General features: G+C 63.4%; 12 protein-coding genes. 3 read left to right on the top strand and 9 right to left on the bottom strand.

Annotation, left to right across the window (positions count from 1 at the left end; translation table 11 throughout):
• Positions 1 to 25 precede the first annotated feature (25 nt).
• The 3 genes from ACYOEI_RS03630 to ACYOEI_RS03620 form a co-directional block, all read right to left on the bottom strand.
• Entirely contained in the window at positions 26 to 1,000 is a 975-nt protein-coding gene (locus ACYOEI_RS03630; protein WP_462847935.1) for an outer membrane protein assembly factor BamB family protein, read from the bottom strand.
• 245 nt (positions 1,001 to 1,245) lie between these two features.
• Positions 1,246 to 2,727, bottom strand: a complete 1,482-nt coding sequence (locus tag ACYOEI_RS03625) for a DUF1501 domain-containing protein (protein WP_462847934.1) — start codon at positions 2,725 to 2,727, stop codon at positions 1,246 to 1,248.
• Positions 2,728 to 2,892: 165 nt separating this feature from the next.
• Entirely contained in the window at positions 2,893 to 5,838 is a 2,946-nt protein-coding gene (locus ACYOEI_RS03620) for a DUF1553 domain-containing protein (protein WP_462847933.1), read from the bottom strand.
• Positions 5,839 to 6,143: 305 nt separating this feature from the next.
• Between ACYOEI_RS03620 and ACYOEI_RS03615 the strand changes: the two genes are divergently transcribed.
• Positions 6,144 to 7,973: a phosphoenolpyruvate hydrolase family protein gene (locus ACYOEI_RS03615; protein ID WP_462847931.1), complete on the top strand. Its 1,830-nt coding sequence runs from the start codon at positions 6,144 to 6,146 to the stop codon at positions 7,971 to 7,973.
• 45 nt (positions 7,974 to 8,018) lie between these two features.
• Here the strand turns inward: ACYOEI_RS03615 and ACYOEI_RS03610 are convergent, their stop codons facing one another.
• From ACYOEI_RS03610 to ACYOEI_RS03595, 4 genes are all read right to left on the bottom strand, one after another.
• A complete protein-coding gene (locus ACYOEI_RS03610) occupies positions 8,019 to 9,461 on the bottom strand; it encodes a DUF1501 domain-containing protein (RefSeq protein ID WP_462847930.1) in 1,443 nt (480 codons plus the stop codon).
• An 11-nt stretch (positions 9,462 to 9,472) separates the two neighbouring features.
• Positions 9,473 to 12,607, bottom strand: a complete 3,135-nt coding sequence (locus ACYOEI_RS03605) for a PSD1 and planctomycete cytochrome C domain-containing protein (protein WP_462847929.1) — start codon at positions 12,605 to 12,607, stop codon at positions 9,473 to 9,475.
• Positions 12,608 to 12,855: 248 nt separating this feature from the next.
• On the bottom strand, positions 12,856 to 15,939 hold the full coding sequence (locus ACYOEI_RS03600) for an FG-GAP-like repeat-containing protein (RefSeq protein WP_462847928.1): 3,084 nt from the start codon (positions 15,937 to 15,939) through the stop codon (positions 12,856 to 12,858).
• Positions 15,940 to 16,616: 677 nt separating this feature from the next.
• The gene (locus tag ACYOEI_RS03595; RefSeq protein WP_462847927.1) at positions 16,617 to 19,901 is read right to left on the bottom strand and encodes an FG-GAP-like repeat-containing protein; all 3,285 of its coding nucleotides are present in this window, start codon (positions 19,899 to 19,901) and stop codon (positions 16,617 to 16,619) included.
• Positions 19,902 to 20,637: 736 nt separating this feature from the next.
• Between ACYOEI_RS03595 and ACYOEI_RS03590 the strand changes: the two genes are divergently transcribed.
• Positions 20,638 to 21,486: a hypothetical protein gene (locus ACYOEI_RS03590; RefSeq protein WP_462847926.1), complete on the top strand. Its 849-nt coding sequence runs from the start codon at positions 20,638 to 20,640 to the stop codon at positions 21,484 to 21,486.
• Positions 21,487 to 21,504: 18 nt separating this feature from the next.
• On the opposite strand, the gene asnB is transcribed toward ACYOEI_RS03590, so the two are convergent.
• The gene (gene asnB, locus ACYOEI_RS03585) at positions 21,505 to 23,493 is read right to left on the bottom strand and encodes an asparagine synthase (glutamine-hydrolyzing) (protein ID WP_462847925.1); all 1,989 of its coding nucleotides are present in this window, start codon (positions 23,491 to 23,493) and stop codon (positions 21,505 to 21,507) included.
• A 375-nt stretch (positions 23,494 to 23,868) separates the two neighbouring features.
• Complete coding sequence (locus ACYOEI_RS03580; protein ID WP_462847924.1) at positions 23,869 to 24,729, bottom strand: carbon-nitrogen hydrolase family protein; 861 nt, start codon at positions 24,727 to 24,729, stop codon at positions 23,869 to 23,871.
• Between the two features lie 433 nt (positions 24,730 to 25,162).
• Here ACYOEI_RS03580 and ACYOEI_RS03575 point away from each other — a divergent pair, with 433 nt between their 5' ends.
• A complete protein-coding gene (locus tag ACYOEI_RS03575) occupies positions 25,163 to 25,738 on the top strand; it encodes a GbsR/MarR family transcriptional regulator (RefSeq protein WP_462847923.1) in 576 nt (191 codons plus the stop codon).
• The last annotated feature ends 184 nt before the right edge of the window (positions 25,739 to 25,922 follow it).

Raw genomic sequence — 25,922 nt, 5'->3', positions numbered from 1 at the left:
TCGCGCGATCCGTAACCAGGTCGAATCAGCGAATCACCGGCCCCGGGATATCAAGGACGCGGCCGACGGCCAGGCTATTGCCGAACGTCTTGAAGTCTTTGAATGTCCAGACGACTTTTTTGTCGCGGGTGATTTCAAAGAGCTGGGGATTGTCCGGGCCGGCGTGGCAGTTGCCGACGATGAGGTTGCCGTTGGGGAGGAGTTGGAGGGTGGTCACCCAGGCGAGCCGGATGCCGGGCAGTTCGTCGTGCTCGACGCTCCAGACCACCTTGCCCGCCGGGGTGACTTCGATGACCCGATTGCCGTTCCCGGCGGCGATCATCGTGTTGCCGTTGGGGAGTCGGATGGCTCCGAAGACGTCGGTCCCATGCCCTTCGTGGCCATGCCCGGGCGTACGGGGGCGTCCCGCGAGGTCGAGGGCGTAGCTCCAGACGACCGCGCCGGAACCGTCATACTCGCGGACGACGCCATCCCCTTCCTGGCAAACCAGGTAGTGGCCGTTTTCGAGCTTGCGTACCATCCGAGTATCGCGATGGGAGTCGGGGTGGTCGACCTTCAGCGCGATCTCTCGGACGATTCGTCCACCCTTGTCGACCTCGACGATTCGGCGGTTACCACTCTCCGCGATCACGGTCGAGCCGTCGGCGAGTCGTTGAAAGGCATGGACCTCGACGGCCCCCCGGTAGCCTTCCTTGGGCCGGGACACGTAGCTCCAGACCACCTCTTTCTGGGGCGTCATCTCGACGATCGTCGTGCTGTCCTTCGGGTAGAGAATGTTGCCGTTCGGCAAGAGCGCGAGGTCGTGGGCGCTCCCCTGGCAGGGCACCTCCCACTCGACCTCACCCCCGGGGCCGACGATGGCGACGCGGTCGCGGTCGGACGCGAGGAGCCGGTATGCGTGCTCGGCCGACCCGCTCGGTTTCTCGTCGGCTCGGGCCGTCGTCGACGCCGCCGCCACGCCTGCCAAAGTCGCGACCGCAATGGCTCTGAGAATGCTCATGAAAATATGTCCTTGTTCAGTATCGGGACCGGGAGACGCGAGGCACGTTCGGCCGCGAGACGATGCGCCTCTCCCAGTGACTCCCAACGGTTTGGTGAACTCGCAACGTTGAGGCCTCGCCAACCCAAGGGTGTAGACGAGCGGGACGCCCGGGTCAACGCCCCTCGTTGGTCGTCGAGGGCCATTGGCCAGGGCGTCCGATCGATCTTCACTCGGCCCTCGGCAGAGGGATCGTTTCAGCGGGCTCAGATGATCTGGCTGATGGGCTCGGCCCCTTCGACACCGACGAGCTTCTGGTCGAGGCCGTTGTAGAAGTACGAGAGGTGGTTCGGGTCGAGGCCCATCTGGTTGAGGACCGTGGCGTGGAGGTTCTTGACGTGGAATCGGTCGGTGACGGCGAAGGCGCCGAGCTCGTCGGTCTCGCCGACGCTCGTGCCCCCTTTGACTCCGCCTCCGGCCATCCACATGGTGAAGCCGTAGGCGTTGTGGTCGCGGCCGGTGCCGTTGGCGTACTCGGCAGTCGGCTGGCGACCGAACTCGCCGCCCCAGATCACCAGGGTCTCGTCAAGCATGCCGCGGCGCTTCAGGTCCTTGAGCAGGGCCGCGATCGGCTTGTCGGTCCGGCCGGCATGATAGTTGTGGTTCTGCTCGAGGTCGCCGTGGGCATCCCAGTTGCTATCGTTGTGGGCGCCTCCGGCGTAGAGCTGGACGAACCGGACGCCGCGCTCGACCAGTCGTCGGGCCAGGAGGCAACGCTTGCCGAAGTCGCGGGTTTTCTCCTCGTCCAGCCCGTAAAGCTCCTTGGTCTCGTCGGGCTCCTGCGCGAGTTCCACGGCCTCGGGGGCGTGCTGCTGCATCGAGAACGCCATCTCGTAGCTGGCGATCCGGGCCGCGAGATTGCTGTTGTCGGCGCGGGGGGCGAGGTGGTCGCTGTTATATCCGTGGAGGGTGTCGAGCAACTGGCGTTGGGCCGATTCGGTCATCTCCCCGCCTCGCTTGAGGTCGAGGACCGGGACCCCGGCCGACCGAAGGATCGTCCCCTGATACGAGGCGGGCATGTAGCCGCTCGACCAATTCTTGGCGCCACTGATCGGGCCGCCCGTCGGGTCGAGCATCACGACGAAGCCGGGGAGGTTTTCGTTGACGCTCCCCAACCCATAGTTGACCCACGAACCGAGACACGGGCTGCCCGAGAGGATCTTGCCCGTGTTCATCTGAAGCATTGCCGAGCCGTGGATCGGCGAGTCGGCGGTCATCGAGTGGAGGAATGCGATGTCGTCGACGCAGGTTGCGAGGTGCGGGAAGAGCTGGCTGACCCACTTGCCGGACTGGCCGTACTGGCGGAACGACCACTTCGGGCCGACGACGCGGCCTTCGTTCTTCTTGCCCCCTCGGCCGAACGTCTTTACGGGGATGGTCTTGCCGTCGAGCCCGTAGAGCGTGGGCTTGTAGTCGAACGTGTCGACCTGACTCGGGCCGCCGTACATGAACAGGAAGATGACGCTCTTGGCCTTCGCGGGGAAGTGCGCCGGCTTGGGGGCGAGCGGGTTCGCCAGCCGCGAGGCCGCCTCGGCCGCACGGGCCCTCTTCCCGAAGAAGCCGTCGCCGGTGAGCAAGCCCGAGAGCGCCAGGCCGGTGAAGCCACCCCCGGCTTCCCAGAGGAATTCGCGACGGGTCCGCTGGCAGAACGTCGAGGCGGGCTTCGAGTCGGACGTCGGTCGGTTCATATCAAGACTCCGTCGTCGGTTGGGTTTCAGAGTATCTATCGAAACCCGTTATTTTCTTAAATAACGGGTTTCTGACGCCCGCAACGTCGACGACCCCTCCTGGGTTACCGACGTCTCCTCCGCTCAGAAACCCGTTTTAAAAAAAACAGGTTGCGAGCCGAGGTTTCAATCGACGTAGATCATTTCGTTGAGGTTCAACACCACGAGGCAGAAGGTCTGCAACGCCGAGTCGTCGGTAGCCCCTTCGCGGGCCTTGAGCGACTCGACGAGGGCCACGCCTCGTGCCACCTCAGCGTCCGAGGGGGGGCGAGTGGTGGCGAGCCGGAGGGCCCGATCGACCCTCGAGGGCAGCGTCTTGCCCCCCTCTCGACGAACCCGGCGAGCGAGGATTTCCGCCTGACGATTGAGGAACGAACCGTTGAGCATCGCGAGAGCCTGGGTCGGCTGGGTCGTGGCGAAGCGGACCGGCGTCGAGCGGTCGGTTTCGGCGACGTCGAACCCTTCCAGGATCGGGGTCAGCAGCGACCGCTTGACGTGGATATAGACGCTCCGGCGGGCCTGCTCCTCGGGGGTCGACTTGCCCCATCCCGAGCCGGGGACCGACTGTCCGGCCATGACCTCGGCGGGGATCTCGGGATAGACTCCGGGGCCGTACATCTTCGGGTTCAACGTCCCGCTGACGCTGAGGATCGTGTCGCGGATTTCCTCGGCACTCAACCGACGCATGTCGAACCGCCAGAACGTGTCGTTGGTCGGGTCCTTCGCCAGCGCGGTTTCCTGGGCCTGGGACGACATCCGGTAGGCATTCGAGAGCATGATCATGCGATGGAGTGGCTTGAGCTTCCAGCCCCCGCGCACGAGCTCCGACGCGAGCCAGTCGAGGAGTTCCGGATGGGTCGGCTTGTCCCCTTGCACGCCGAAGTTGTTCGGCGAACGCACGATCCCTCGGCCGAAGTGGTACTGCCAGATCCGGTTCGCCATGACCCGCGCGGTGAGGGGATTCTCGGTTGATGCGATCCAGTCGGCGAGCACGAGCCGGCGCCCGCTGGTATGGGCCGTCGGGGGAGGGGTGGGGATCACCGGCCTCGGCGCCCCGATCACCTCGAGGAACGCGGGCTCGACCTGGTCGCCCTGGACGTGGGGATTGCCCCGCAAGAGCACGAAAGTCGGGGGAGCCGAGGGCCCGGCTTCGGTGACGCAGAGCGCATTATCGTCGGGCTTGATCTCGCGGGGCAGGGCCTTGAGCTCGGCCCGGAGTCGCTCGTAGCGGGCCGCACGCTCGACTCCCAGGAGGCGAGGGCCATCGGCCTTGAACGCTCGGGCGAACTCGGCCTGGGCGGCGCCGCGTTTTCGGTCATGAGCCGAGAGAGATCGCTTCACGAAGTCGGGACCCGACCAGGCGACGGACAGGCCGAACCCTCCGGTGTTCTGGAAGTACTCGAGACGGATCGGGACCCGGCCTTTCGGCAGTTCAACCTCGCCTTGACGCCCCGCGGCTCCGAGGGGGTGGATCCCGTCATATTCGACGACCACGTTTCCCGCGACCGTCAGCCGGGCACCATCGTCGGAGTCGAGGTGGAACGTGTAACGGCCGTCTTTGGGGACGATGAGCACGCCGTCGAAGACGAAGCCGAAGGCGTCGTTTCGGGTGCGAGGGCCGAGGTCGAAGAGGGACCGAGGAAGCGTCCCCGTGTCCTCGGGCTTGAGCGAGGCGAAGTCGGGGAGCTTTTCCCAGGTGTCGCGGTAGAACCGATAGTGCAGGTCGTCGAGGTCGGCCTGCGATTGGGCCCCGTCCGAGTCCTGGCCGGCAAGGCGGAACGCCTCTTCAATCGCGGTGATCTCGGCCTGGAGGCCATCCCGTTTCTTGCGGAACGCCTCGACTTCGAGCTCGAACGACCGTCGGGCTGCGTCGTCCCGGAAGATCGGGGCCTCGTCGGTCGGGCCACCGTTTCTGTAGTTGTTGATATTTTGAAAGAATGAGACGAGCCGGTAGTAATCTTTCTGGGCGATCGGATCGAGCTTGTGGTCGTGGCAACGTGCGCAGTCGACCGTCAGCCCGAGGAAGACCTGGCCCGTGGTGGCGACGATGTCATCGAGGCCGTCGTATCGCGCCTGCTCGCGGTCGGTCGGCTCGTCATCCCAGATCCCCAGGCGATAGAAGCCGGTGGCGACGACGGCGTCGGCGCTGGAGTCGGGCAGCTCGTCGCCTGCGAGTTGCTCGCGGACGAAACGATCGAAGGGCTTGTCGTCGTTGAACGAGCGGATCACGTAGTCTCGGTATCGCCAGGCGTTGGGCTTGGGGTTGTCGCGCTCGTAGCTGTTTGTTTCCGCGTAGCGGACGAGGTCGAGCCAGTGTCGGCCCCACTTCTCGCCGTATCGGGGCGAATCCAGGAGCCGATCGATCATCAAGGCATACGCGTCCGGAGAAGCATCTTTCAGGAAGTCCTCGACCTCTTCGAGCGTGGGGGGGAGCCCCGTCAAGTCGTATGAAGCCCGCCGGATCAACTGCCGCTTCTCGGCGGGCGGGTTGGGATGGAGCCCCTTCGACTCGAGCTTGGAGAGGATGAAAGCATCGACGGGATTCGAAACCCACGACGAGTCATTGACCGAGGGGATGAGTGGAGGACGAATCGGCTGGAAGGCCCAGTGTGACCGGTCTTTCTCGGAGATCGTGAATGCCCCTCGGCGAGTCGCCGAGGGGGCCGCGGCGTCGTCACTTCCCGGCCAGGGGGCTCCCATCTTGACCCACTGGGTCAGGTCGTCGATCTGCTTTGCAGGAAGCTTCTTCGAGGGGGGCATCTTCGGGCCGTCTTCGCCATGCTGGATCGCGCTGACCAGCAGGCTTTCCTCGGTGTTCCCCGGAACCACGGCCGGTCCCGAGTCGCCGCCGGCCAGCAAGGCCCCGCGCGAGTCGACCCGGAGCCCGGCCTTCTGCTTCTCAGCCCCGTGGCACTTCGCGCAATGGTCGGTCAACGTCGGCCGGACCCGCGACTCGAAGAACTGGATCTGTTCCGGACTCGGAGGCTGGTCTTTGGCCTGGGCAGGACGAACATGGGGCCAGAGGCTGTTCAAGAGAAACCCGAAAACCAACGAGAGTCTCAATCGCGGCATCGCGGCACCGTGGATTTGGGGGATGTCGGAGGGCAATCGGCGGGTCGCGGTGGGAGAAAACGCGGGGCCTGACGCTTCAACTCTCAATGCATGCGCCGTGCCATCCCGCCGAGAAGACGCGACTCGTCCTGACTGTCGACGAAACTCGTTCGGCCGCCTGTTGTTCAAGCGAAGAAACAGGCACCCCTTTATCATGACGTTGACGGACGTCGGTGACCAGATGGCACCGTGTTGTTACCTGGTGTCACTTTTTTGTAACCTGAGTCCCGTTGGCCAAGGTATCCAGTTCACAGCGTCGGTGAGCCATGTCCGAACGTCTGAAGCGGTTTCGATCGGAACGGATCGGCGAGAGTGGGCGTCCGGACTCGCCGATCCTCGGAGTCGTCGCCGACACGGGGCAGGTCGCGCGGTTGGCCGCGGAGCTTCATGTCGATTTCCTCCTGGGCCTCAGCGCAGGAGTTTATCGGAACCAGGGAATCTCGGCCCTGGCGACCTGCCTACCGTTCCAGAATAGTAACGACGTGATGGAGGGTTTGGTTCGCGATCGGATTCTGCCGGCCTCGGGAACGACTCCCGTGGTGGCGGGCGTATTGGCCGGCGACCCGACCTGTCCGGCAGACGAGCGGCTGGCTCGACTTCGATCTTGGGGGGTGGCGGGCGTCATCAACTACCCCTCGCTGACACTGCTCGACGGGAACATCCGACAGATCTTCGAGGCCGAGGGGTGCACCGTCGAGGCCGAGACCCGACTACTGGACGACGCGCGGAAGTTTGGACTCGCCACCATCGGCTTCGTCGGCGCCGAGGTCGAGGCCGTGTCTCAGTTCGTCGAGTCAGGCATTGACATGTTGATTCTGACCGCCGGCCTGACTCGAGTCCTCGACGACATCCCCGAGCGTCGGGATCGCCTTCAGCAGGACATCCGTCGGCTCAACAAGGCGCTCGACGTCGCAAGACGGATCAACCCTCGGCTCCTTTGTCTCGTCTTCGGGGGGCCGATCACCTTGCCGGAAGACCTCGAGCAGGTTTATCGCCAGAGTACGTTCGATGGATTCGTGGGAGGCTCGGTCTTCGGTCGGTTCCCGATCGAGGGCGCGGTGACCACCGCGATCCGGCGTTTCCAGGCCGTGGCCATCCACCCCGAGGGCGAACGACAAACGGGACTCGGCCCGATGATCGGCACCACGCCCGCCATGCGTGAGCTCTTCCGCCTGATCCCCAGGGCCGCGGCCTGCGACCTCAACGTCTGCGTCGAGGGAGAGTCGGGGGTCGGGAAAGAACTCGTCGCGACCCACATCCACCGCCTGAGCGGCCGCCTGCAAGGAGCGCTGGTGACCGTGAACTGCGGCGCCATCGCCGACTCGCTCCTCGAGAGCGAGCTCTTCGGCCACGAACGCGGTTCGTTCACGGGGGCCGATCGCCGGAGGCTCGGGAAGTTCGAGCTCGCCCACAACGGGACCTTGTTCCTCGACGAGGTCGGCGACCTCAGCCCGCACGGCCAGGTCGCCCTTCTGCGGGCGATCCAGCAGCGCGAGATCACCAGGGTCGGCGGCAACGCCTCGATCCCCGTCAATTTTCGAATCGTCTCGGCCTCGAATCAACCGCTCGCCCTACTCGTCGAGCGTGGCCGATTCCGGGCGGATCTCTACTACCGACTCAACAACCTGACGCTCAAGGTCCCCCCTTTGCGCGATCGACTCGACGACATCCCGCTCCTCGTCGACCCCATCCTCGAGACCCTTGAAGTGCAGATGGATCGCGAGCTGGTGGGATTGACCCCGATCTTCCACCAGAAACTCAGGGAGCATGCCTGGCCCGGCAACCTGCGAGAGCTCCAGCATGTCCTCGCGCAAGCCGCCTTGTTGGAAGACGGACCGATCCTTACCGGCCGTCATTTCCTCACGATCCCCGCGCGAGGAGGTCACGCCGATCGAGAGTCCGGACCGACCGCAGCCGAGCTCGCCGGTCCCTCCGAGGCCGAGATCAGCGAGGCCAGGCGAGTGAAGATCCAGCAGGCACTCCGCGACGCGTTGGGCAACAAGAGCCGGGCCGCGGCGAACCTGGGAGTGAGCCGAAAAACCCTCTATGCCTGGATCAAGGCGATCGAAAACCCCGGCGGGAACGTCCCCCACTAGGAGCGATCCGCACCGGGATGAATTTGCGTGATTTCCCGATTCTCATCATGCGAGCAATTCTTTGACGACGCGTCCGGCGACGTCCGTGAGCCGGAAGTCGCGTCCCTGGAATCGATAAGTCAACCTCGTATGGTCGAACCCGAGGAGGTGGAGGATCGTCGCGTGCAGGTCGTTCACGTGGACGCGATCCTTCACGGCCTGGAAGCCGAATTCGTCGCTCTCGCCCAGGGTGAGGCCCGGCTTGATCCCGCCGCCTGCGAGCCACATGCTGAAAGCGTTGGGGTGGTGGTCACGCCCGTCGCTGCCCCCTTGGACCATCGGAGTGCGGCCGAACTCGCCGCCCCAGACGACCAGGGTGTCGTCCAGCAGCCCGCGCTGCTTGAGGTCCTTGATCAGCGCGGCGGAGGCCCGGTCGGTGTCCTTGCAGTTCTTCTTGAGCCCGTTGACGAGGTCGCTGTGCTGGTCCCAGGCCTCGTGGAAAAGCTCGACGAACCGGACCCCGCGCTCGACGAGGCGACGGGCGAGGAGGCAGTTGTTGGCGAAGGACGGCTTGCCCGGCTCGGCGCCGTACATCTCGAGGACCTGCTTCGGCTCGCGCGACAGATCCATCGCTTCCGGGGCGCTGGCCTGCATGCGGAATGCCATCTCGTAGGAGCTGATCCTCGTGGCGATCTCGGGGTCGCCGACGGCGTCGAATCGCATCTGGTTGAGCCGGCGCACGGTATTCAGGGAGTCGCGCTGGACGTCAGAATCGACGCCCCGAGGGTTGGAGAGGTAAAGGACGGGATCGCCGCTGCTGCGGAACATGACCCCCTGGTGGACCGTCGGGAGGAAGCCGTTCCCCCAGTTGGAATTCCCCCCGCTCGGTCCCTTGCTCCCGGAGCTGAAGACGATGAAGCCGGGCAGGTCGCGAGACTCGCTGCCGAGCCCGTAGGTGGCCCACGACCCGAGGCTCGGCCTGCCGAATTGCTGCGACCCGGTGCTCATCTGGATCTGGCCGGGCGCGTGGTTGAACGCATCGGTCACCATGGATTTAACGATGGCGATGTCGTCCGCCACTTCGGCGAGATTCGGCAAGAGCTCCGAGAGCTCGGCGCCGGATTGGCCATGCTTGGCGAACTTGAACTTCGGGCCGAGCAGGGTGGAGTTCGGGTTGATGAACGCCGCACGATACCCCTTGATCAACTCGGCCGGGGGCAGTGTCCCGTCGAACTTCGTGAGCTGCGGCTTGTTGTCGAAGAGCTCGAGGTGGCTCGGGGCACCCGCCATGAACAGGAAGATGACCCGTTTCGCCCTGGGAGCGAAGTGGGGAGCCTTGGCGGCGAGCGGGTCGGCGTCCGGTGTCGAAGCCGGGGCGGCATACCCGCCGCTTCGAAGCAGATCGCCTAGGGCGAGGGCTCCGAGGCCGACTCCGCACTGCTGGAAGAACCAGCGACGGGCCACCTGCCTCGGATCGGCGCCGCGATGGAGATGATCCTGGCAGTTCATGGCGACCCTTCTCATTCCTTCGTGATGGTTTCGTCGAGGTTCAGGAGCACTCGGGCGATGACCGTCCAGGCCGCGACCTGGCCCGGCGTTTTCGAGCCTTCTCCGGCCAGGGCCTTGGCGTCGAGGCTCCCGTCGGCGACGCGCGTCATCTGTCGCTTCAAGAGGTCGCGGAGCTCGGCCGACTCGGCTTCGGTCGGGTTCCTCGCCAGGCATTGGCGAAAGGCAAATGCCAGCTTATGCTCATCCGAATCTCCGCCTTCCCGCATGGTCCGGTCGGCGAGCGCCTTCGCACATTCGACGAACAGGGGTTCGTTGAGGGTGGTCAAGGCCTGGAGGGGAGTATTCGAGCGACTCCGGCGGACGCACGAGAAATCGCCGTTCGGGGAGTCGAAGGTCTGGAGGGTGGGGTAGGGGACCGAGCGATAGCGGAAGGTGTAAAGGGCTCGGCGAAAGCGTTCGTCGCCTTTCCCTTCGATCCAGACCTTGGGTCCGTAGCTCGCGGGGCGCTGGAAGAGGAACTCGGGGGCGGGTGGGAACGCACTCGGGCCGCCGACCCTCGGGCTCAGGAGGCCCCCGGCGGCGAGGGCGATGTCGCGGACAACCTCGGCGTCGACGCGGAATCTCGGCCCTCGCGCGAGAAGCCGATTATAGGGATCCTTGGCGACCAGATCCGGCGTTACGCGAGAGCTTTGCCGGTACGTGGCCGAGCAGACGAGCAGTCGGTGGAAATCCTTGATCTTCCACCCTCGATCCATGAAGTCGACCGCGAGCCAGTCGAGGAGTTCGGGGTGTGACGGGGCCTCGCTCTGAGAGCCGAGGTCTTCGCTGGTGCTGACCAGCCCGGTCCCGAAGTAGGCCTGCCAAACCCGGTTCACAAAAGCTCGGGCCGTCGTCGGCGAGCCGCGGTCGGCCAGCCACCGGGCAAAGCTCAAGCGATTCGGTGCCGAAGCCGCCGAGGCAGGAAGCCGGTGGAGGAACGACGGGACGCCGGGCTTCACCAGCGCCTCAGGCTTCAAGAAATCACCGCGATGGAGCCGGTGGGTCTCGCGGAGCATGTCCCGCTCCTGGAGGACCAACTGGGTCGTTCCCTTCGGGTCGTGGGACCAGAGGTCCTGGACCCGAGCGTTCTCAGCGACCCATTCGGGCACCGTCGTCCGCCAGTAGCTGAAGACCTCGGCGACCTGCTCGGGTGATCGCGATTCGCGAGGGATGCCGAGGATCGCTCGCACATGCTGCGGGAGCGGGTCGGCCTGCGCGTTCGGAGAGGTCGTGATCGAGATCCGGAACCGGCCCAGGTTGTTGTTCTGGTTGTCGTCGCTGTTCCAGCCGCCGTGATCTTGGCGGAGGTGGAACGTCAGGACCGACCCTCCCTCCTGTGTGATCGGTGCCTCGGCTTGGAATACCGCCTTCCTTGGTTGGTTGCGACGCCCGGTGCCTCCCCCCGTCTCCCAGGCCGTCTCGTGATTGCCGTCGACCGCGAAGCCGATCGGCCCCGTCACTCGAGTCTTGCCGCTCTTGTCGTCGAAGATCGGTTCGAGGGGCGTCACGGGCGGGTTCACATCCGCGGTCGCCTCGCGAATCTTGATCGGGCGGACCTTTTCCGGGGAGCCAGGAGACGACACCTCGACCTCGAATTCGGTCAAAGCACCGGTCCCCTTGTAAGATCGTCCGGGGCCATTCCGCGGCAGGTTTGGGTCGTTGAGCAACTCGAGTCGGAACGCCGTGATCCCCCTGAGGGACGTCTCGACGGTTAGCTTGGGACGATGCTTGGTCGGGGCATAGCCCTGGGCGAGCAAGGAGCCGTCGGGGAGGGCAAGGTACCGCTGTCCGTCATTGGAAATCGCCTCGACGGAGGGATGGACCACAACCCACTCCGGCTGGTCATTTTTCGCCTTTTCCTCCCAGGCCGCCATCCGTGCGGCCCAGTCCGGGTATCGGCGCTTCAGGTCCGCTTCAATTTCACCCATCTGTCGACGGAGCCCGGAGCGCTCCGCCTGCTCGGTTGGCGAGTAAACCGCAATGTCCGACTCGTGCGTGTTGTTCAGGAAGGCGAAGAGCCCGTAATACTCGTCCTGGGTGAGCGGGTCGAATTTGTGGCTATGGCACTGGGCGCACTGAATCGTCAACCCGAGGATCCCCTTGCCGATCGCGTCCATGCGGTCGAACATGGCCTCCATCCGGAACTGTTCGGGATCGACGCCCCCTTCTTCATTGATCATCGAATTGCGCAAGAATCCGGTCGCCACGACCTGATCTTGTGTGGCCGAGGGGAGTAAGTCGCCCGCGATCTGCTCGACGATGAACCGGTCGTAGGGAAGGTCACGATTGATCGCGTTGATGACCCAGTCTCGATAGAACCAGACCTGTCGCGACTTGTCCTTCTCGTATCCGTCCGAGTCGGCATAACGCGCGGCGTCGAGCCAGACTCGTGCCCAACGCTCGCCGTAATGCGGCGAAGCGAGGAGCCGTTCCACCTCGGTCTCGTAGGCGTCGCTGGCCTGATTCGAGACGAACCGATCAATCTCCGCGATGCCCGGCGGCAACCCGATCAGGTCGAGGCTCAGCCTCCGGAGCAGGGTGACCTTGTCGGCCTCGGACGACGGATGCAACCCTTCCTTCTCGAGTCGGTCGAGGATGAAGTCGTCGATCCCATTCCGTCGCCAGGTCCCGTCCCCCGCCCGAGGGGCCTCCGGCTTCACGGGAGGAACGAAGGCCCAGTGCTTCCCGTAAGGAGCGCCTTGAGTGATCCAGGCCTTGAAGAGACCGACCTCCTGCGAAGTGAGGGGCTTCCCATCCTTGGTCGGGGGCATCCGTTCGTCATCGTCGTCCGAGGTGATCCTCCGGAAGATCTCGCTCTCGTCGAGCTTCCCCGGGACGACGGCCCGGTTGCCCGATTTCGCGGGTTGAAACGTTCCCTCGGAGGTATCGAGTCGCAGCCCCGCCTTGCGCCTGGGCTGATCGGGGCCGTGGCACGTGAAGCACTTCCCCGAGAGGATCGGGCGGATGTCGCGGTTGAAATCAACCACATCGGCGGCAAAGACCCGGACCTGGGCCAGCCCGAGGATCAGAACGGTGGTCCCGAGCTGCGACCAAAGCAAAGCGCCACGATGGCCAGGACGGTCCGAGCCTTTAGGACGGTCGACCATAGGTCCCTCTTCCTCGGTGCGGGGCGGCTTCTGGCGTCAATACCCGGGCAGGCGTCGGTCTCGACGCCAAGCCATAGGGAAATTGTGTCGACAACGAAACGGACCAGACCCGGCCCGTGGACCTCCACCATATCGAGCCCCATCAGAGGAAGGCAACCACCTTGGTCTTACTCGCCGAGTCCTTATTCATTCGAGGGAGTCCAGCCCATTTCCGCGTCGAGCCCTCGGTTCGAAGCCCAACGCCTCCATCATCGTCGAAAGTGTCCGAGCTCGAGGGGAAATCGCCTAGGGGATGAGACGGCGAGGTCATTCGACGCAAACTGTCGGTAACCGAAGGGCCTGGCGTGCACCATAGGGGTTGCGGGCCAGTGACGACGTCCGATCAGACGGGGCCGAATCGGCACGGCGTTGCTCACGCTCGCGAGGTGGTTGGCATCGCCCTCATAGCTGGCCGTGAAACCGCCTCGGCCCGGGATCCGGGGCTTGCGGACGAGGAGCGTCGCCGTCGTCCCGGAGATCGCTCCGGTTCCAAGGATCTTCGTCCCCTCGTAAAATGTCACGGATCCGACTGCCCCGTTCATCACGTTGGCAACCAGCAAACTCTCTCGGCCACGCAGGCCGATCGGTCCTGTTGAGGTGAGTTGGATCGTGCTCGGAACGGCTAAAATGTTAGCCCGAGCCGTTGCGACGAAGTCGAGAATATAGTCGGCGGCGTTCAACCCGCTCAGACTTGCTCCGATCAATGTCACGGTCTTCCCCGCACCCGCACCCGCGTCGACGAAGCTCGCCGTCCCCCCGACCAGCTTGACTCCACCCAGGCTTCCCTCGAGCGACTGTGTCAGCACGCTCGCGACAGTCGTACCGTCATACGACTTGTCGTTCGCCGTGAACGTTCCTCGGATGTGTAAAGGCGAGACCGTGAGATCGCTGTTCACGTAGCGGATCGAATAATTGCTCAAGCCCTTGCCCTGGGCGCCCGAAGCGATGATGGCGTATGACTCGCCAGTCGTACCTCTGATCGAAGTGACGCTTGCGGTTGCCGCAGTTCCCGGGCTCACCAACGCCACCCTGGTCACGACGTCCGAATTCACGAGCCCTGTCGCGAAGAACTCCGTTCCCAGGAACTTCAGCGACTCGCCGTAGGTCTTAACCCTAGGGGCCGCGTAGATCACGAGTGACCGGGATCCTACTGTCAACGTCGTGCTCGCGTCGCTCACCACGTTGTAGAGCGGGAATCCTGTAAACGTGTACGTCACCGGGTATGGTGTCGCCGAGTGCGGAATACTCGACGAGTCAAACTCGACCCGAAAATCACCGTGCTCATCAACCTTGCCGGAGGAAGACTTCCCGTTGATCGTGACGATCACGGTTCCGCTCGCTGGGATCTTCGTTCCCGCAGCGAGATGCCCCTTTAAGGTCGTCGAGGACGTACCGTAGAGGATTTCGGCCGAGTCAAGGCCGCTGAAACCGGGGTTGAGCTTGAGATTGGTCAAGTGAAACCGAGCAGAGACGTCCAACCCAGCCACGGTGGCGGTGACCTCGTAACTTCCCGCAACAGCGTTAGCAATGAGCTCGGGAGCAACGGCCCGGCCGTCGGAATCGGTCATCACCGATACGGTCGAGGAACCATCGGCAAACATCCCCGACGCGCCTGTGGAAGGGACATTAAATGTAACGATTGCCCTTTGGACAGGCTGGCCTGCCGCATTGGTGGCGAGGACCGTCAACTCGGAGGTATACTTCGAGCCGTAGAGTACCGATTGGTCATCGCCCGACGCGGCGGCGAGTGAAACCGGTCTGTCGTCGTCGATGATGGTCCCCGTCGCGATCGCCCTATCGATCGATGACTTCGAATTCGGGGGTTGCAACGACACCCCCAACTTGCCGGCAGATGTCTCCGCGAGCGCAAGATCCGGCCACCCGTCGACGTTCAGATCGGCGACCGCCACCGCGCTAGGCCTGTATGTAACGTCATAGTACTGGGGTGTGCTAAAAATCGCCTTGGTCGATCCTGGCGTCGTCGAGTTTTGGATGACCTCGACGTAGAGGTCATCCCTACCCACAATTGTCAGGTCGGGCATCCCATCGCCATTAATGTCTTGGATCTCAATCGAAGATGGAAACGACGTGCCGTTGAGGGTCGTCTCGCGGGTGAAGGACGGCTTCGACGCTCCTGCAATCGTGGTATTCAACAGCACATTCGCCGACCAGTCGGTAGAGTTAGCAATCGCCAGGTCGGGCTTGCCGTCCGAATTCAGATCACCGATCGCGACCGCGTAGGGCCCGGTATCCTTGGGAAAGGTGAGGTCGGTTCCGGGAGCAAAACTAAGTATGTTCCCTTGTATCGTCGTATTCATCAGCAACGAAACGACATCAGAATCGGGTATCGTCACGGCCAGGTCGGGGAGATCGTCGCCATTCAGGTCGCCGATCGCGATGGACCTCGGGCGACCAGGGATGGCGATGTCGAACTTGGCCGCGAATTCAGGTACGGTTGCCCCTTGAGTCGTGATATTCCGGAGCACCGAGACTTGACCCGAAATCGCATTCGTCAAGGCGATGTCTGGCAAACCGTCGGCGTCCAGGTCGCCGACCGCCGCCGACTCCACGCTTGCCCCGGCTGTGAACTCAAAATAGGGGGCAAACGTTGGAGTGGTTGCTCCGGCAGCCGAGGTATTCACTAAAACCGAGACGGTACCGGCCGACTGGTTGGTCGCAACAAGGTCGAGCCTTCCGTCGCCGTTCATGTCGGCGATCACCACCGAGGTGACACCTCTCCCGGAACTCGCGACAAAATCCTCTTTGGGGGCGAACGCGGGCGTCGTCCCGCCCGCGACCGTGGTGTTCGTCAGCACGGTGAGGATATCCGAGTCCGAACTTCCCGAAACCAAGTCAGGCTTCCCGTCGCCGTTCAAATCCCCAGCGGCGATAGCATCGGGCAGCGGATTGCTTTCGAAATGACTGGAATGTAAAAATGTGAATGGATCGATGTCTAGCCATGGTCGTAGCTTTACCGTGATTGTCCGGTCGCCGTCAATCAGTCGGTTAGTGTTGATTGGCAGCGACATGGTCGTGGTCGCCGAACCCAACGGAAACACCACCTGACTGAGGTTAAAGCCGTAGTCTTCCGTATACTGTCTCCCGTCCAAAAACTCGTAGGAAACATTGACCAACGAGTCCAGGTCGCCCGTCCGAGTCACCGTGAAGTCCAGATAGGTCGTGCCAGAATCTCCCTCCACGACACGCGCATCGCTGATCGAGACCACACTCGAGAGGTTGACGCGCCGTTCGAGATCGTGAACCGTCGGGCAAAACGTCTGGCGATTGCGCACGAGATGCGAGGTTCGAAGTACGGCGGGGGGGGGGAAGGAACCCAAGGTACTATTCCTGTGTCAAGGAACTGGGAAAAGGCGACAACGGCGGCTGTTGGCGGCCGAGGATCGCCCATTTCATGATCCCTTCGAATCTACCCGGCAGGACCTCGGTAGGGAACCCATCAATCGCGTTTTCGGCAATCGCCCCACCAGCGTCGAGACTGTTCCCACGACCGGCTTCGACCACCTATTCCCCGAGTCTGAGCGGCCACGAGTGCGTGGTTGCCGCGAGGCGATCGAAGGCTTGGGTCCGGAGATGAATCGTCGCGAGTCGCGACGCATCCTGTACCCAATGTACTATCAAGAGGCCCTAAACTGTCTGGATGCCGGAGCAACTCCAGAGGAGTTACGGGCCGAGATGAATGACTTGACCGCGGGCCTAGATGAATTCGATGCGTCGATCGCCCACGAGTCAAATTAGTATGTATTGGCGTGACGCCCGCCGCGGCTGCCCGACGAGCAGAGAGCTTGACCGTCGAACTCGGCCTCTCGAGCAGGAGCACGAAAGTCCACGAACCGGGACATCCGACGTGGTGCAGGCGGGTCTGACAAGAGCAGGGAAAGGCAGGACCGTTGAGATCGGTCCCGCCCTGGGTTTATCCTTGGAAATCCTTGGGCGGGCTATCTCGGCCTCGTTAGCGGACGTGCCGATCCAGCGTGAGCCGATGGACAGGCCGGGCAACGACGTGCGAAATCCGGCTCCCCAGAAACCCGTGATGCATCAAGCCCAACGCGGGGCGGAGACGACGGGTGAACGATGTGATCGAAGTCCGCAAGGGAGTGCTCACGCTGCCAAGGTGGTTGGTATCACCACCATAGCTCGCCACAAGACTATGCCCTCCCGCCATCCGCGGCTTTCGCATCAGCAGGGTAGCCGTCGATCCGGAGATCACTCCCGTACCGAGGATACTGTTGCCGTCCGAGAAGATCACAACACCGGTGGCCCCGCCAGTCACGGACGCGACCAGGGTCATCGTCCGACCGCGGCCGCCGGGAGAATCGGAGGTCGTCAGGGTGGTCGTCGTAGTGGCCTGGTTCACGATCTCGGAGAACGTCGCGCTGCGGCTCGCCGCGTGGTTGGCGTCGCCGCTGTAACTCGCGACGATGAAGTGCTCCCCGACAGCTAGATCCGCAGTGGAGAACATCGTCGGGGTCGATCCTGAGACCGGGACCGTCCCAAGCGGCGAGTCGCCGTCGAGGAAGGTCACCGTCCCCGATCCCCCGCCATCGACGTTGGCGACGAAGGTGACCGCCTGGCCGTACGTGCTGTCCGTCGAAGTGCCCGTGAGTTGTACGGTGCTCGAGGCCGCCCAGATATCCGCCCTCGCGGGAGAAACCGAGTCGAGGATGTAGTCGGCCGCGTTCGCTCCGCTCAGCGTCGCACCCAACAAAGCCACGACCTTCCCCGTGCCGACACCCGCGTCACCGAAGTTCGCCGTACCACCCACCAGAGACACCCCGCCCCGATCACCTTCCGTCGACTCCGTCAGCACGGTCGCATCGGTCGTCCCGTCGTATGACTTCGCACTCGCCGTGAAGACCCCGCGGATATGCATCGGAAGGACCGTCAAACCACTGCTCACATAGCTGATCGTATAGTTGCTCAGGCCCGTCCCCTCGGCATCCGAGATAACGATCACATAGGGCGGCCCGGCGACGGTCCCAGTCGAGCTCACGTCCGCCGTGGCCGAGGTACCCGCGCTGATGAGCTTCACACTGTTGATAACATCCGAGTTGACGAGCCCCGCCGCGAGGAACTCCGTGCCCGAGAAGGTTACCGCGTCCCCGTAGGTCTTGACCCTCGGGTTCGCGTAGATCACAAGCGGGCGAGACTCTACCGTCACTGTCGTGCTCGAATCGCTCGCCGCTTTGTATGCCACAGTCTCTCCGAACGCGTAGGTCACCGAGTACGGAGTCGCCGAATAGGGGATCTTCGACGTGTCGAACTCAACCTGAAAAGCGCCGTCGGCATCGATGCTGGCGTTTGCCTGCACCGAGTCGATCGTTACCGTCACCGTGCTACCCGCCGGGATGTTCGTTCCGGCGGCGAGGTGTCCACTCAACGTCGTCGTGGCCGTCCCATAAACGATGCCGGCGGGGTTGAGGCCGCTAAAGACCGGGCTGAATTTGGTGTTGGTCAAGCTGAAGATGACGGGCGTTTGGGCCTCAGGGCACGTGACCGTGAGCTTATAGCTCCCGGCGACATCGTTCGCCGTGAAGGCCGAGGCCGTGGCGACCCCGTCGACGTCGGTGAGGACTGTGACGCTGGCAACTCCGCCCGCGAACGTTCCGGAAGCCCCTGAGGAGGGTGCGGTGAAGGTGACGGAGGCCCCCTGAATTGGGTGGCCCGCGGAGTTGATCATGGAGACCTTGAAAGTGGTGTCGAAAGCCGAGTTGACCGGCGCCGATTGGCCATCGGGCGAGACAATCGAGAAATAAGCCGGAGCGTCGTCGTCCAAGATCGTCCCCGTCGCCGAGGCGCCGGAGATTGTCGCGATAGGGGCCGGGTTTTGAAGAAGCACTTGGGCCGCGTTGGAATAAAAACTCGCCACGGCGAAATCGGGCAGGCCGTCGTCGTTCAAGTCGCCAACGGCCAACGATTGAGGAGTCGATCCGGTTTGGAAGTCGACCTTGGCACCGAAGCTCGGCGACGTCGCACCGAGAGTCATCAGGTTCTGGAAGATCGACACGGAGTGATCGTTGCCGTTGACGAGGGACAAGTCGGGCTTACCGTCACCATCCAGGTCGCTGATGACGACCGACGTTGGATGAGAACCCGTCACGTAGTCGACTTTCGGCGCGAACGTCGGCGTCGACCCTTCGTCGGACGTGGTGTTCAACAAAACCGACACGGTACCGGCGGTGACGTTGGCGATGACAAGGTCCGGCCTACCGTCCGCGTTCAGGTCGCCGATCGCGACGGAGTCGGGACCGGCCTGGGCGGGGCTGGCGAGGTCGATCCTGGGGGCAAAGGTGGGCGTGGTCGCTCCCGGATCCATGGTATTCAAAAGGATCGAGACGTAATCGTTATTGGGCATCGCCACGGCGAGGTCGGGCTTGCCGTCACCGTTCAAGTCACCGATCGCGACCGAGTAGGGAGCACCCCCCATTGAGAAGTCGATCTTGGGGGCGAAGGTCGGCGTCAATGAGCCGGTTGCCGTGGTATTCAGCAGCACGGAAACCCGGGTGGAGCCGACGTTGGCCACGACAAGGTCGGGCTTGCCGTCCGCGTTGAGGTCGCCGATCACCACCGCGGTCGGACCCGCCCCGGTCGCAAATTCGGTATAGGGGGTGAAGGTCGGCGTCATCGAGCCCGGAGTGGTGGTGTTCAGCAACACCGCCGCGGTGCCGGCCCGATCGTTGGCCACGGCGAGATCCGGCTTGCCGTCCCCGTTCAAGTCTTCGATGGCGACGGAGAACGCATTTTGGCCCGAGCCCGCGGCGAAGTCGACCTTCGGGGCAAAGGTCGGTGTCGTCGCACCCGGCGCCGTGGTGTTCATCAGCACCGAAACTCGGTCGTAGACCGTGGTCGCGACGGCGAGGTCGGGCTTGCCGTCGCCGTTCAGGTCTCCGATCGCGACACTCAGGGGGAGATTGCTCGTCGCGAAGTCGACCTTGTCGGAGAACGTCGCAGGGGTCACGCCCACGACCGAGGTCAAGTTAACCGTGAACGTCCGATCGCTCTGCAAAAACTGGTTCCCGAGGACCGGCACCGAGATCGTCGCGGTCGCCGAGCCCGCGGGAATGATCACCGTCCCGGACGTCGGGTTGTAGTCGGTACCGGACTTTGCGGTCCCGTCCGACGTCTCGTAGGCGACCTCGACAAGTGGTCCGAGGTCGCCGGTGCGCGTGACCGTGAAGTTCATCAGTGTGGAGCCGGAATCCCCCTCTGCGACGCTGGCGTCGCTGATCGAGATCACGCTCGAGAGATTGAGCCGTCGTTCGAGCTCAACGAGACTCGGTCGACAGGCTGGGCGGAGTCGACCAATGATTGATGATCGGCGACGACGATGGAGAGTGGGATGGCTCAAGGTGTGATTTCCGTGATAATGAATCGTAGCGGAGCAACAAACGATGATTATTCCAAGAGCAACCAACGATGTTTATTCCGCTGACAATTGACCGTCTCCGAAATTGTTAACGCAGCTTGCCCAGGATAAGACCCCGTGATCGCATTAATCAATAGATCACGTCTCGAATCGGCAAAAGGGATGAAAGCCTCGCACGAACAAGCCAGTTCGAAAAATCGCAACCCATTTATTCCCTTCGAGTTACGATCGTCACTCGAATATGAGAACGAGGCCGGCACGTTGCATTCCTGATGAGGCAAGGGAAAATGCGCCGACTAAACTTGGTTGCTGGGAGGGGACTTGATTGTGTTGGTGCGGCAGCTTTCACTTTCATGTGACGCGTCCGGTCGCGGGGAATGTCGTTCCAACTGTCGGCGACGAACCACGCATGCGGGACGAAAAAGCTCGTGATATCCTGTCATCCGATCATAATTGCATTAACACAAACTAAACGTCAACTTGACCAAGGCCCTTGCGGCCGGCCGAAGGCGCGTTCCAATAGAGACTCAGGAAGAGGCACTCCCATCCGCTTCCCTGTCGATCTCGGAGGTGTCGCATGCTTAGGCCTTTGCGCACGATCGTGGTAATGTCATTCGTTCTCGCGACGATGCATTCATCCGCTTCGGCCGATGATCCCACGCTGGGCCTCGCTTGGTCGAAGAATATGCTGAAGATCCAGGGCCCCCAGATCCCGGGGGGCACCGTGCAGGTCTGGTACATCGAGGCCTTTTGCCGGCCGGGATCGACCGATCGCGACTGGAAAGAGACGGTAATCCCCCACTCGACCGAGTTGGTCGAGGCCAGTCCCGACGGCCAGAGGATCCGGCTCCGGAGCACGCTCGACGACGGGGTCGTCGTCGATCACGACATTCGGGCAGCGCGGGACGTCGTCGATTTTCAGGTTGTCGCCAGGAACCCGACGAAGAAGAACTCGGAGGCCCATTGGGCCCAGCCCTGTATTCGGGTCGACGGATTCACGGGAACGAAGTCCGAGCGGTCCTCCGAGCTGTACCTTCCGCAATGCTTCGTATTCGTCGACGGCCGGCGGGCGGAGCTTCCCACGCGACCCTGGTCGACGCAGGCTCGGTACACCCCGGGCCAGGTCTACTGCCCGGCGCACGTCGATCGGAACGACGTCAACCCTCGGCCTCTGAGTACGATCGTCCCCTCAAACGGCCTCATCGGGTGCGTCTCTTCCGACGGCAAAAAGCTCCTGGCCACGGCTTGGGAGCCGTATCAGGAGCTTTTTCAGGGGATCATCGTCTGTCTCCACTCCGACTTTCGTATCGGAGGGCTCGCCCCAGGAGAGTCGAAGTCGATCCGAGGCAAGATTTACGTGGTGGACAACGACACCGAAGCCCTATTGAGGCGATATGTTGCCGATTTCCCCGAACACCACGTTCGTGAGGGCGGTCCGGGGAACCACTCGAAGTAGTGCCTCACCACGGCGAGGTTATCGACTGTTCGACGAGGCCATTTCGGAAACCCGTTCGGAGTCGATCACGGGCGGGGTCCACGTCGGGAGGTCACAAAGGCCGCCACCGCAGAACAGGTGGTGCCAGAGCTGGCTGGTCACGACGCAGGTCAGGCCCACATCCATGACGAATCGACGCGCGGTGATTCGAGGTAAAATATTCTGGAAGGCCCGCTCGCGGGCGACCGCCTTGGCGTCGAAGTAGCCGCTCGCCTGGAGCGACTCGGGGCTGAGGAGTTGGTCGACCCAGTGCGGGCGGTCGGGTCCCAGAAAGGTCTTCGAGAGGCTTGCACGGAACATCGTCTTGGGACGGTTGGCGATCTGCGTCGGTAGGGTCTTCGCGGCGACTTGTCGGAGGATCCACTTCTCGGTGCGGCCGTGGAGCTTGTAGTCGGGCGAGATTTGCGAGCAGAACTGGATCACGTCGTCGTCGAGGAACGGGTAACGCGTCTCGACCGACGAGTGCATCGCGATCCGGTCCCCCTTGGAGATCATGAGGAGGCCGGCGAGCATGACCTTGTAGCCGACATACAACGACTGATTCAGGGGATGCCAGTCCTTGATCCGGTCGTTGGTGATGTTGAGGTCGGCGTAGGGGTCGTGGCCCGCGAGCCGATTCCACATCCCGTCGGTATAGAGGGACGAGCGGGCCTGGCCGATGAGCTCGTACATATCTTGCTGGGCGGTCCGGACGCCGCCGATGGCGAGCTCCGGGGGTCGATGCGCGGAGCCTCCGCCGATCGCGGCGAGCAAAAACCGGCGCGTCCCTCGGAGGAGGGGGACTCCCATCGGGAGCCTGGCGATCGACTCGCGGATCTTCTGCGACTTGAACCAGACATAGCCCGCGAGCGCCTCGTCGGCCCCCTCTCCGGTCAGTGCGACCTTGTAGCCTTGCTCGTGGACCACCTCGGCCAGTCGCATGAGCGCGGCGCACGAGGTGTCCATGATCGGGCCTTCGGCGGCGATCGTCAGCTCGGGGAAGGCCGAGGCGATCCGGCCCTTGTCCATCGTGACCATCGTGAGCTTCGAGCCGAGGACCTCGGCGGCCTCGGTGGCCTGGCTTCGCTCGTCGGGGCCCGCCTTGTCGAGGCCGATGGTGAACGACGGGACCGCTTGCCCACGTTGGCGGCTGCTCAGGCCGAGCACGACGGTCGAGTCGAGGCCGCCGCTGATGTAACTCACGACGGGGACGTCCCCGCGCAGCCGACGCTCGACCGACTGGCGGAGCAAGGCTTCGAACTCGTCGACGAGGGGGCGAGGGTCGTCCATCCGACGTTCGTGACCCGCGTCGGGGAAGTCGAGGTCCCAGTATTTCCGGACCTCGATCCGACCGTCTCGGATCCGCAGGTAATGGCCGGGAGCGAGCGACTTGACGCCCTCGAAATGGGTCCGCGTCGTCCCCGAGCAGAAGAACGAGAAGAGGTGGTCGATCCCCTTGGGATCCGGCTTCGCGTCGACCAGGCCGGAGGAGAGGAGCGCCTTGACTTCAGAGCCCCAGAGGAGCCAGCCGTCGCGCTCGGCGTAGTAGAGGGGGCAGATGCCGACGCGGTCCCGTCCCAGGATCAGGGTCCGGTTCGCGCGGTCCCAGAGCGAGACAGCGAATTGCCCCCGCGCCTTCTCGAACATCCCTTCGCCGAGGTCCTCGTAGAGGTGGACCCAGGCCTCGGTGTCGCAACGTGTCGAAAGGGAATGACCCCGAGAGAGGAGCTCTTGCCGGAGCTCGGGATATTCGAAGAGTTCGCCGTTGAAGGCGACCCAGATATCACCGCGTTCATTCGGGATCGGCTGCCGACCACCGGCGAGGTCGACGATCGAGAGGCGGCGGGCTCCGAGGACGACCCCCGGTTCGGCGTGGAACTGCTCGTCGTCAGGGCCCCGGTGCGCGATGGCGCCGGTCATGGCCAGGAGCCGCCGGACGGGAAACTCGCGCTGACCGGTTAAATCCAAGGCTCCGGCGATTCCGCACATCGTCGATCCCTCTGCCCAGGTCCATTCTCATCGGAATCTGTCGCCGAGACGCCTGGTCCGCCAGGGCAAGCGAACGCCCCGGGGGTTCCCGAGGGGCTCGTTCAATTCGACAACGGCGGGAGAATCGCAATTCCACCCCGCCCTGTCTGCGCCAAAAGTTGAAGGGCCGTCGCTCCGCGACAGCCCGTCCACCACGTCGAAGTGGTCCGTCCCGCGTCCCGCGGGGAAGTCGAATCACCCAGATCTCGGGCGAGCGTCAGTCGGAGAATGGTATGGGCTCGAGGTCCGGCAAGTCAAAGGCGAGCGTGAGGGGAAGCGCGACGAGAGATCGGCGACGGCTGGCCCGCCAATAGACGACTCCCCCGAAAACCGTGATCAGGAGCGTGCCGATCTGAAAGCAGATGCCGCGAAGGCCGAGCGGGACGTAGAACGGCATGGTTTCGATCCTCTCTGAGAATGGACCGTCAGTGATGAGATCAGGACTTCCTCCTCGACCCCCGCGCGGGCGGCCACGCCGTGGAGCCCGTCGCAGAGGCTGCTCATGCCGGCGAACCGGTCGGCGATCCGGGTGTTGAGGACCGGGATCGTCGTCTGGGTCGTGCCGCATTGATTCGCGAAGATCACCGGGATGTCGAGATCCACGGCCACCTTACCCGGGATCTCGGCCGACATCGGGCCGACGTGGCCGAACAACCAGTGCTTCCGCCCGGTGTGTCGGCACGCAAAGTCGGGCCACGCTGCGCAGACGATCGCCAGGTCGATCCGGTCCCGATAATCGTGCCAGACTTTGCGGTAGATCATGTCGGCGCAGACGGCGAAGCCGATCCGCCCCCAAGGGGTCGTGACCACCAAGGGCTTCTGGCCCGGCTTGAAGCGAAAACGTTCCCAGAAGACGAGGTTGCGCTTCCGGTAGATATGGGTCTGCCCGTCAGGCTGGACGAAGGCTACGGAATCATAAAGGTGTCGCCCTTCGCGCTCGACGAAGCCGGCGGCAATCCCCATCTTCCACTGTCGGCTACGTATGCGGAGATGTTCGAGCGTCGGCCCCTCGATCCCCTCGGCGTACGGGGCGTAATCGGGGCAGAGCGCATAACCCGTATTGAACAATTCGGGCAGCACCGCCAATTCGGCGCCTCGACTCCGCGCGTGATGCAACAGCGCGTCAGCCCGGCCGATGTTGGCCGCCACGTCGAGGACTTCGGACGACATCTGTATCGCGGCAGCGTTGATCTTCACGGCAGTTCACCCCCACGTCCTTGAGGATGGCGAACACAGCGGTACAGACGACCCCTCACGAGGTTATCGCCCATACACCATGTTGGAACGGTCTCGAGTCTTCACTGTTATCGGCGGGAAGGAGCCCCAATCTGGGAACGAAATCCGAGACCGATCGAGGAGGGAAGGGGGCGCGGAGCGACGACGCGGAATCCCTCCTAGACATCGGTGCGTCTCATCCCTGAGCTGCGATTTACCGGTCGGGGCAACCTACCTTTAACCCAATTACCGAGGCCCGAACAGGTCAAATTGAAAAAACGAGCAGAGCCGGCCGTTCGTCGGGAAATTCAACCGGATCGGCGATTCCGCGACTCGTCTCGTGCCTTGAATTCGCTCGCAAAACTGGAGTATCCTTTCTGTAGAAACTGTTCGGCCAGACATTCCGGAAATTCCCGTGACACTCACTCCCGCTGCGCAGAAGTTCGTGCTCCACTGGGGCGAGATGGGGCAGGCCTGGGGGATCAACCGGACGATGGCCCAGGTCCACGCGCTCCTCTTCGCCTCGCCCGAAGCGCTCGACGCCGAGGAGATTAGCCGGCTCCTGGACGTGAGCCGATCCAATGTCTCGACGAGTCTCCGCGAGCTCATCACCTGGGGCGTCGTCCGTCGAGTCCACATCATCGGCGACCGTCGGGATCGATTCGAAGCGCTCAAGGATGTGATGGAAACCTTCCGGGTCATCATGGCCGAACGCAAGCGCCGGGAGATGGACCCGACGATCGCGCTGCTCGAGCATTGCGTGCGCGAAGCCAAGGCGGGCGGAGACGCCGAGGTTTATACCCGGGAACAGCTCGAGAAAATGCTCGAGTTCACGAGCATGGTCACGACCTGGTACAGCCAGATCGACCGCCTCTCGACCCCAGCCCTCCAGCGGCTATTCCGTGGGGGCGCGAAGCTCGCGAACCTATTCGGCATGTCCGCCATCGCGGAAGAGAAGGAGCCCAATGCGGGCGCCGGGGCGCCGAAATAATCGGCGAAGAACGCAGAACGAGCCCGGGGACGCCTGGTCCTTCGGGCCCGTAATCCGTTGTCGGGGAGAAGTCGTCCGCGATCTCCTTCCCGTTTCTCCGGCGTCAACGGTCCGAGAAATCTTCGAGTCCTTGTCGGCACCCTCTAAGTCAAGTGCAAAGACTCAAGGAACCGGTTGAAAATTG

It is taken from the genome of Singulisphaera rosea, from assembly GCF_054877945.1.
This window is presented reverse-complemented; position numbering and strand designations above follow the sequence as displayed.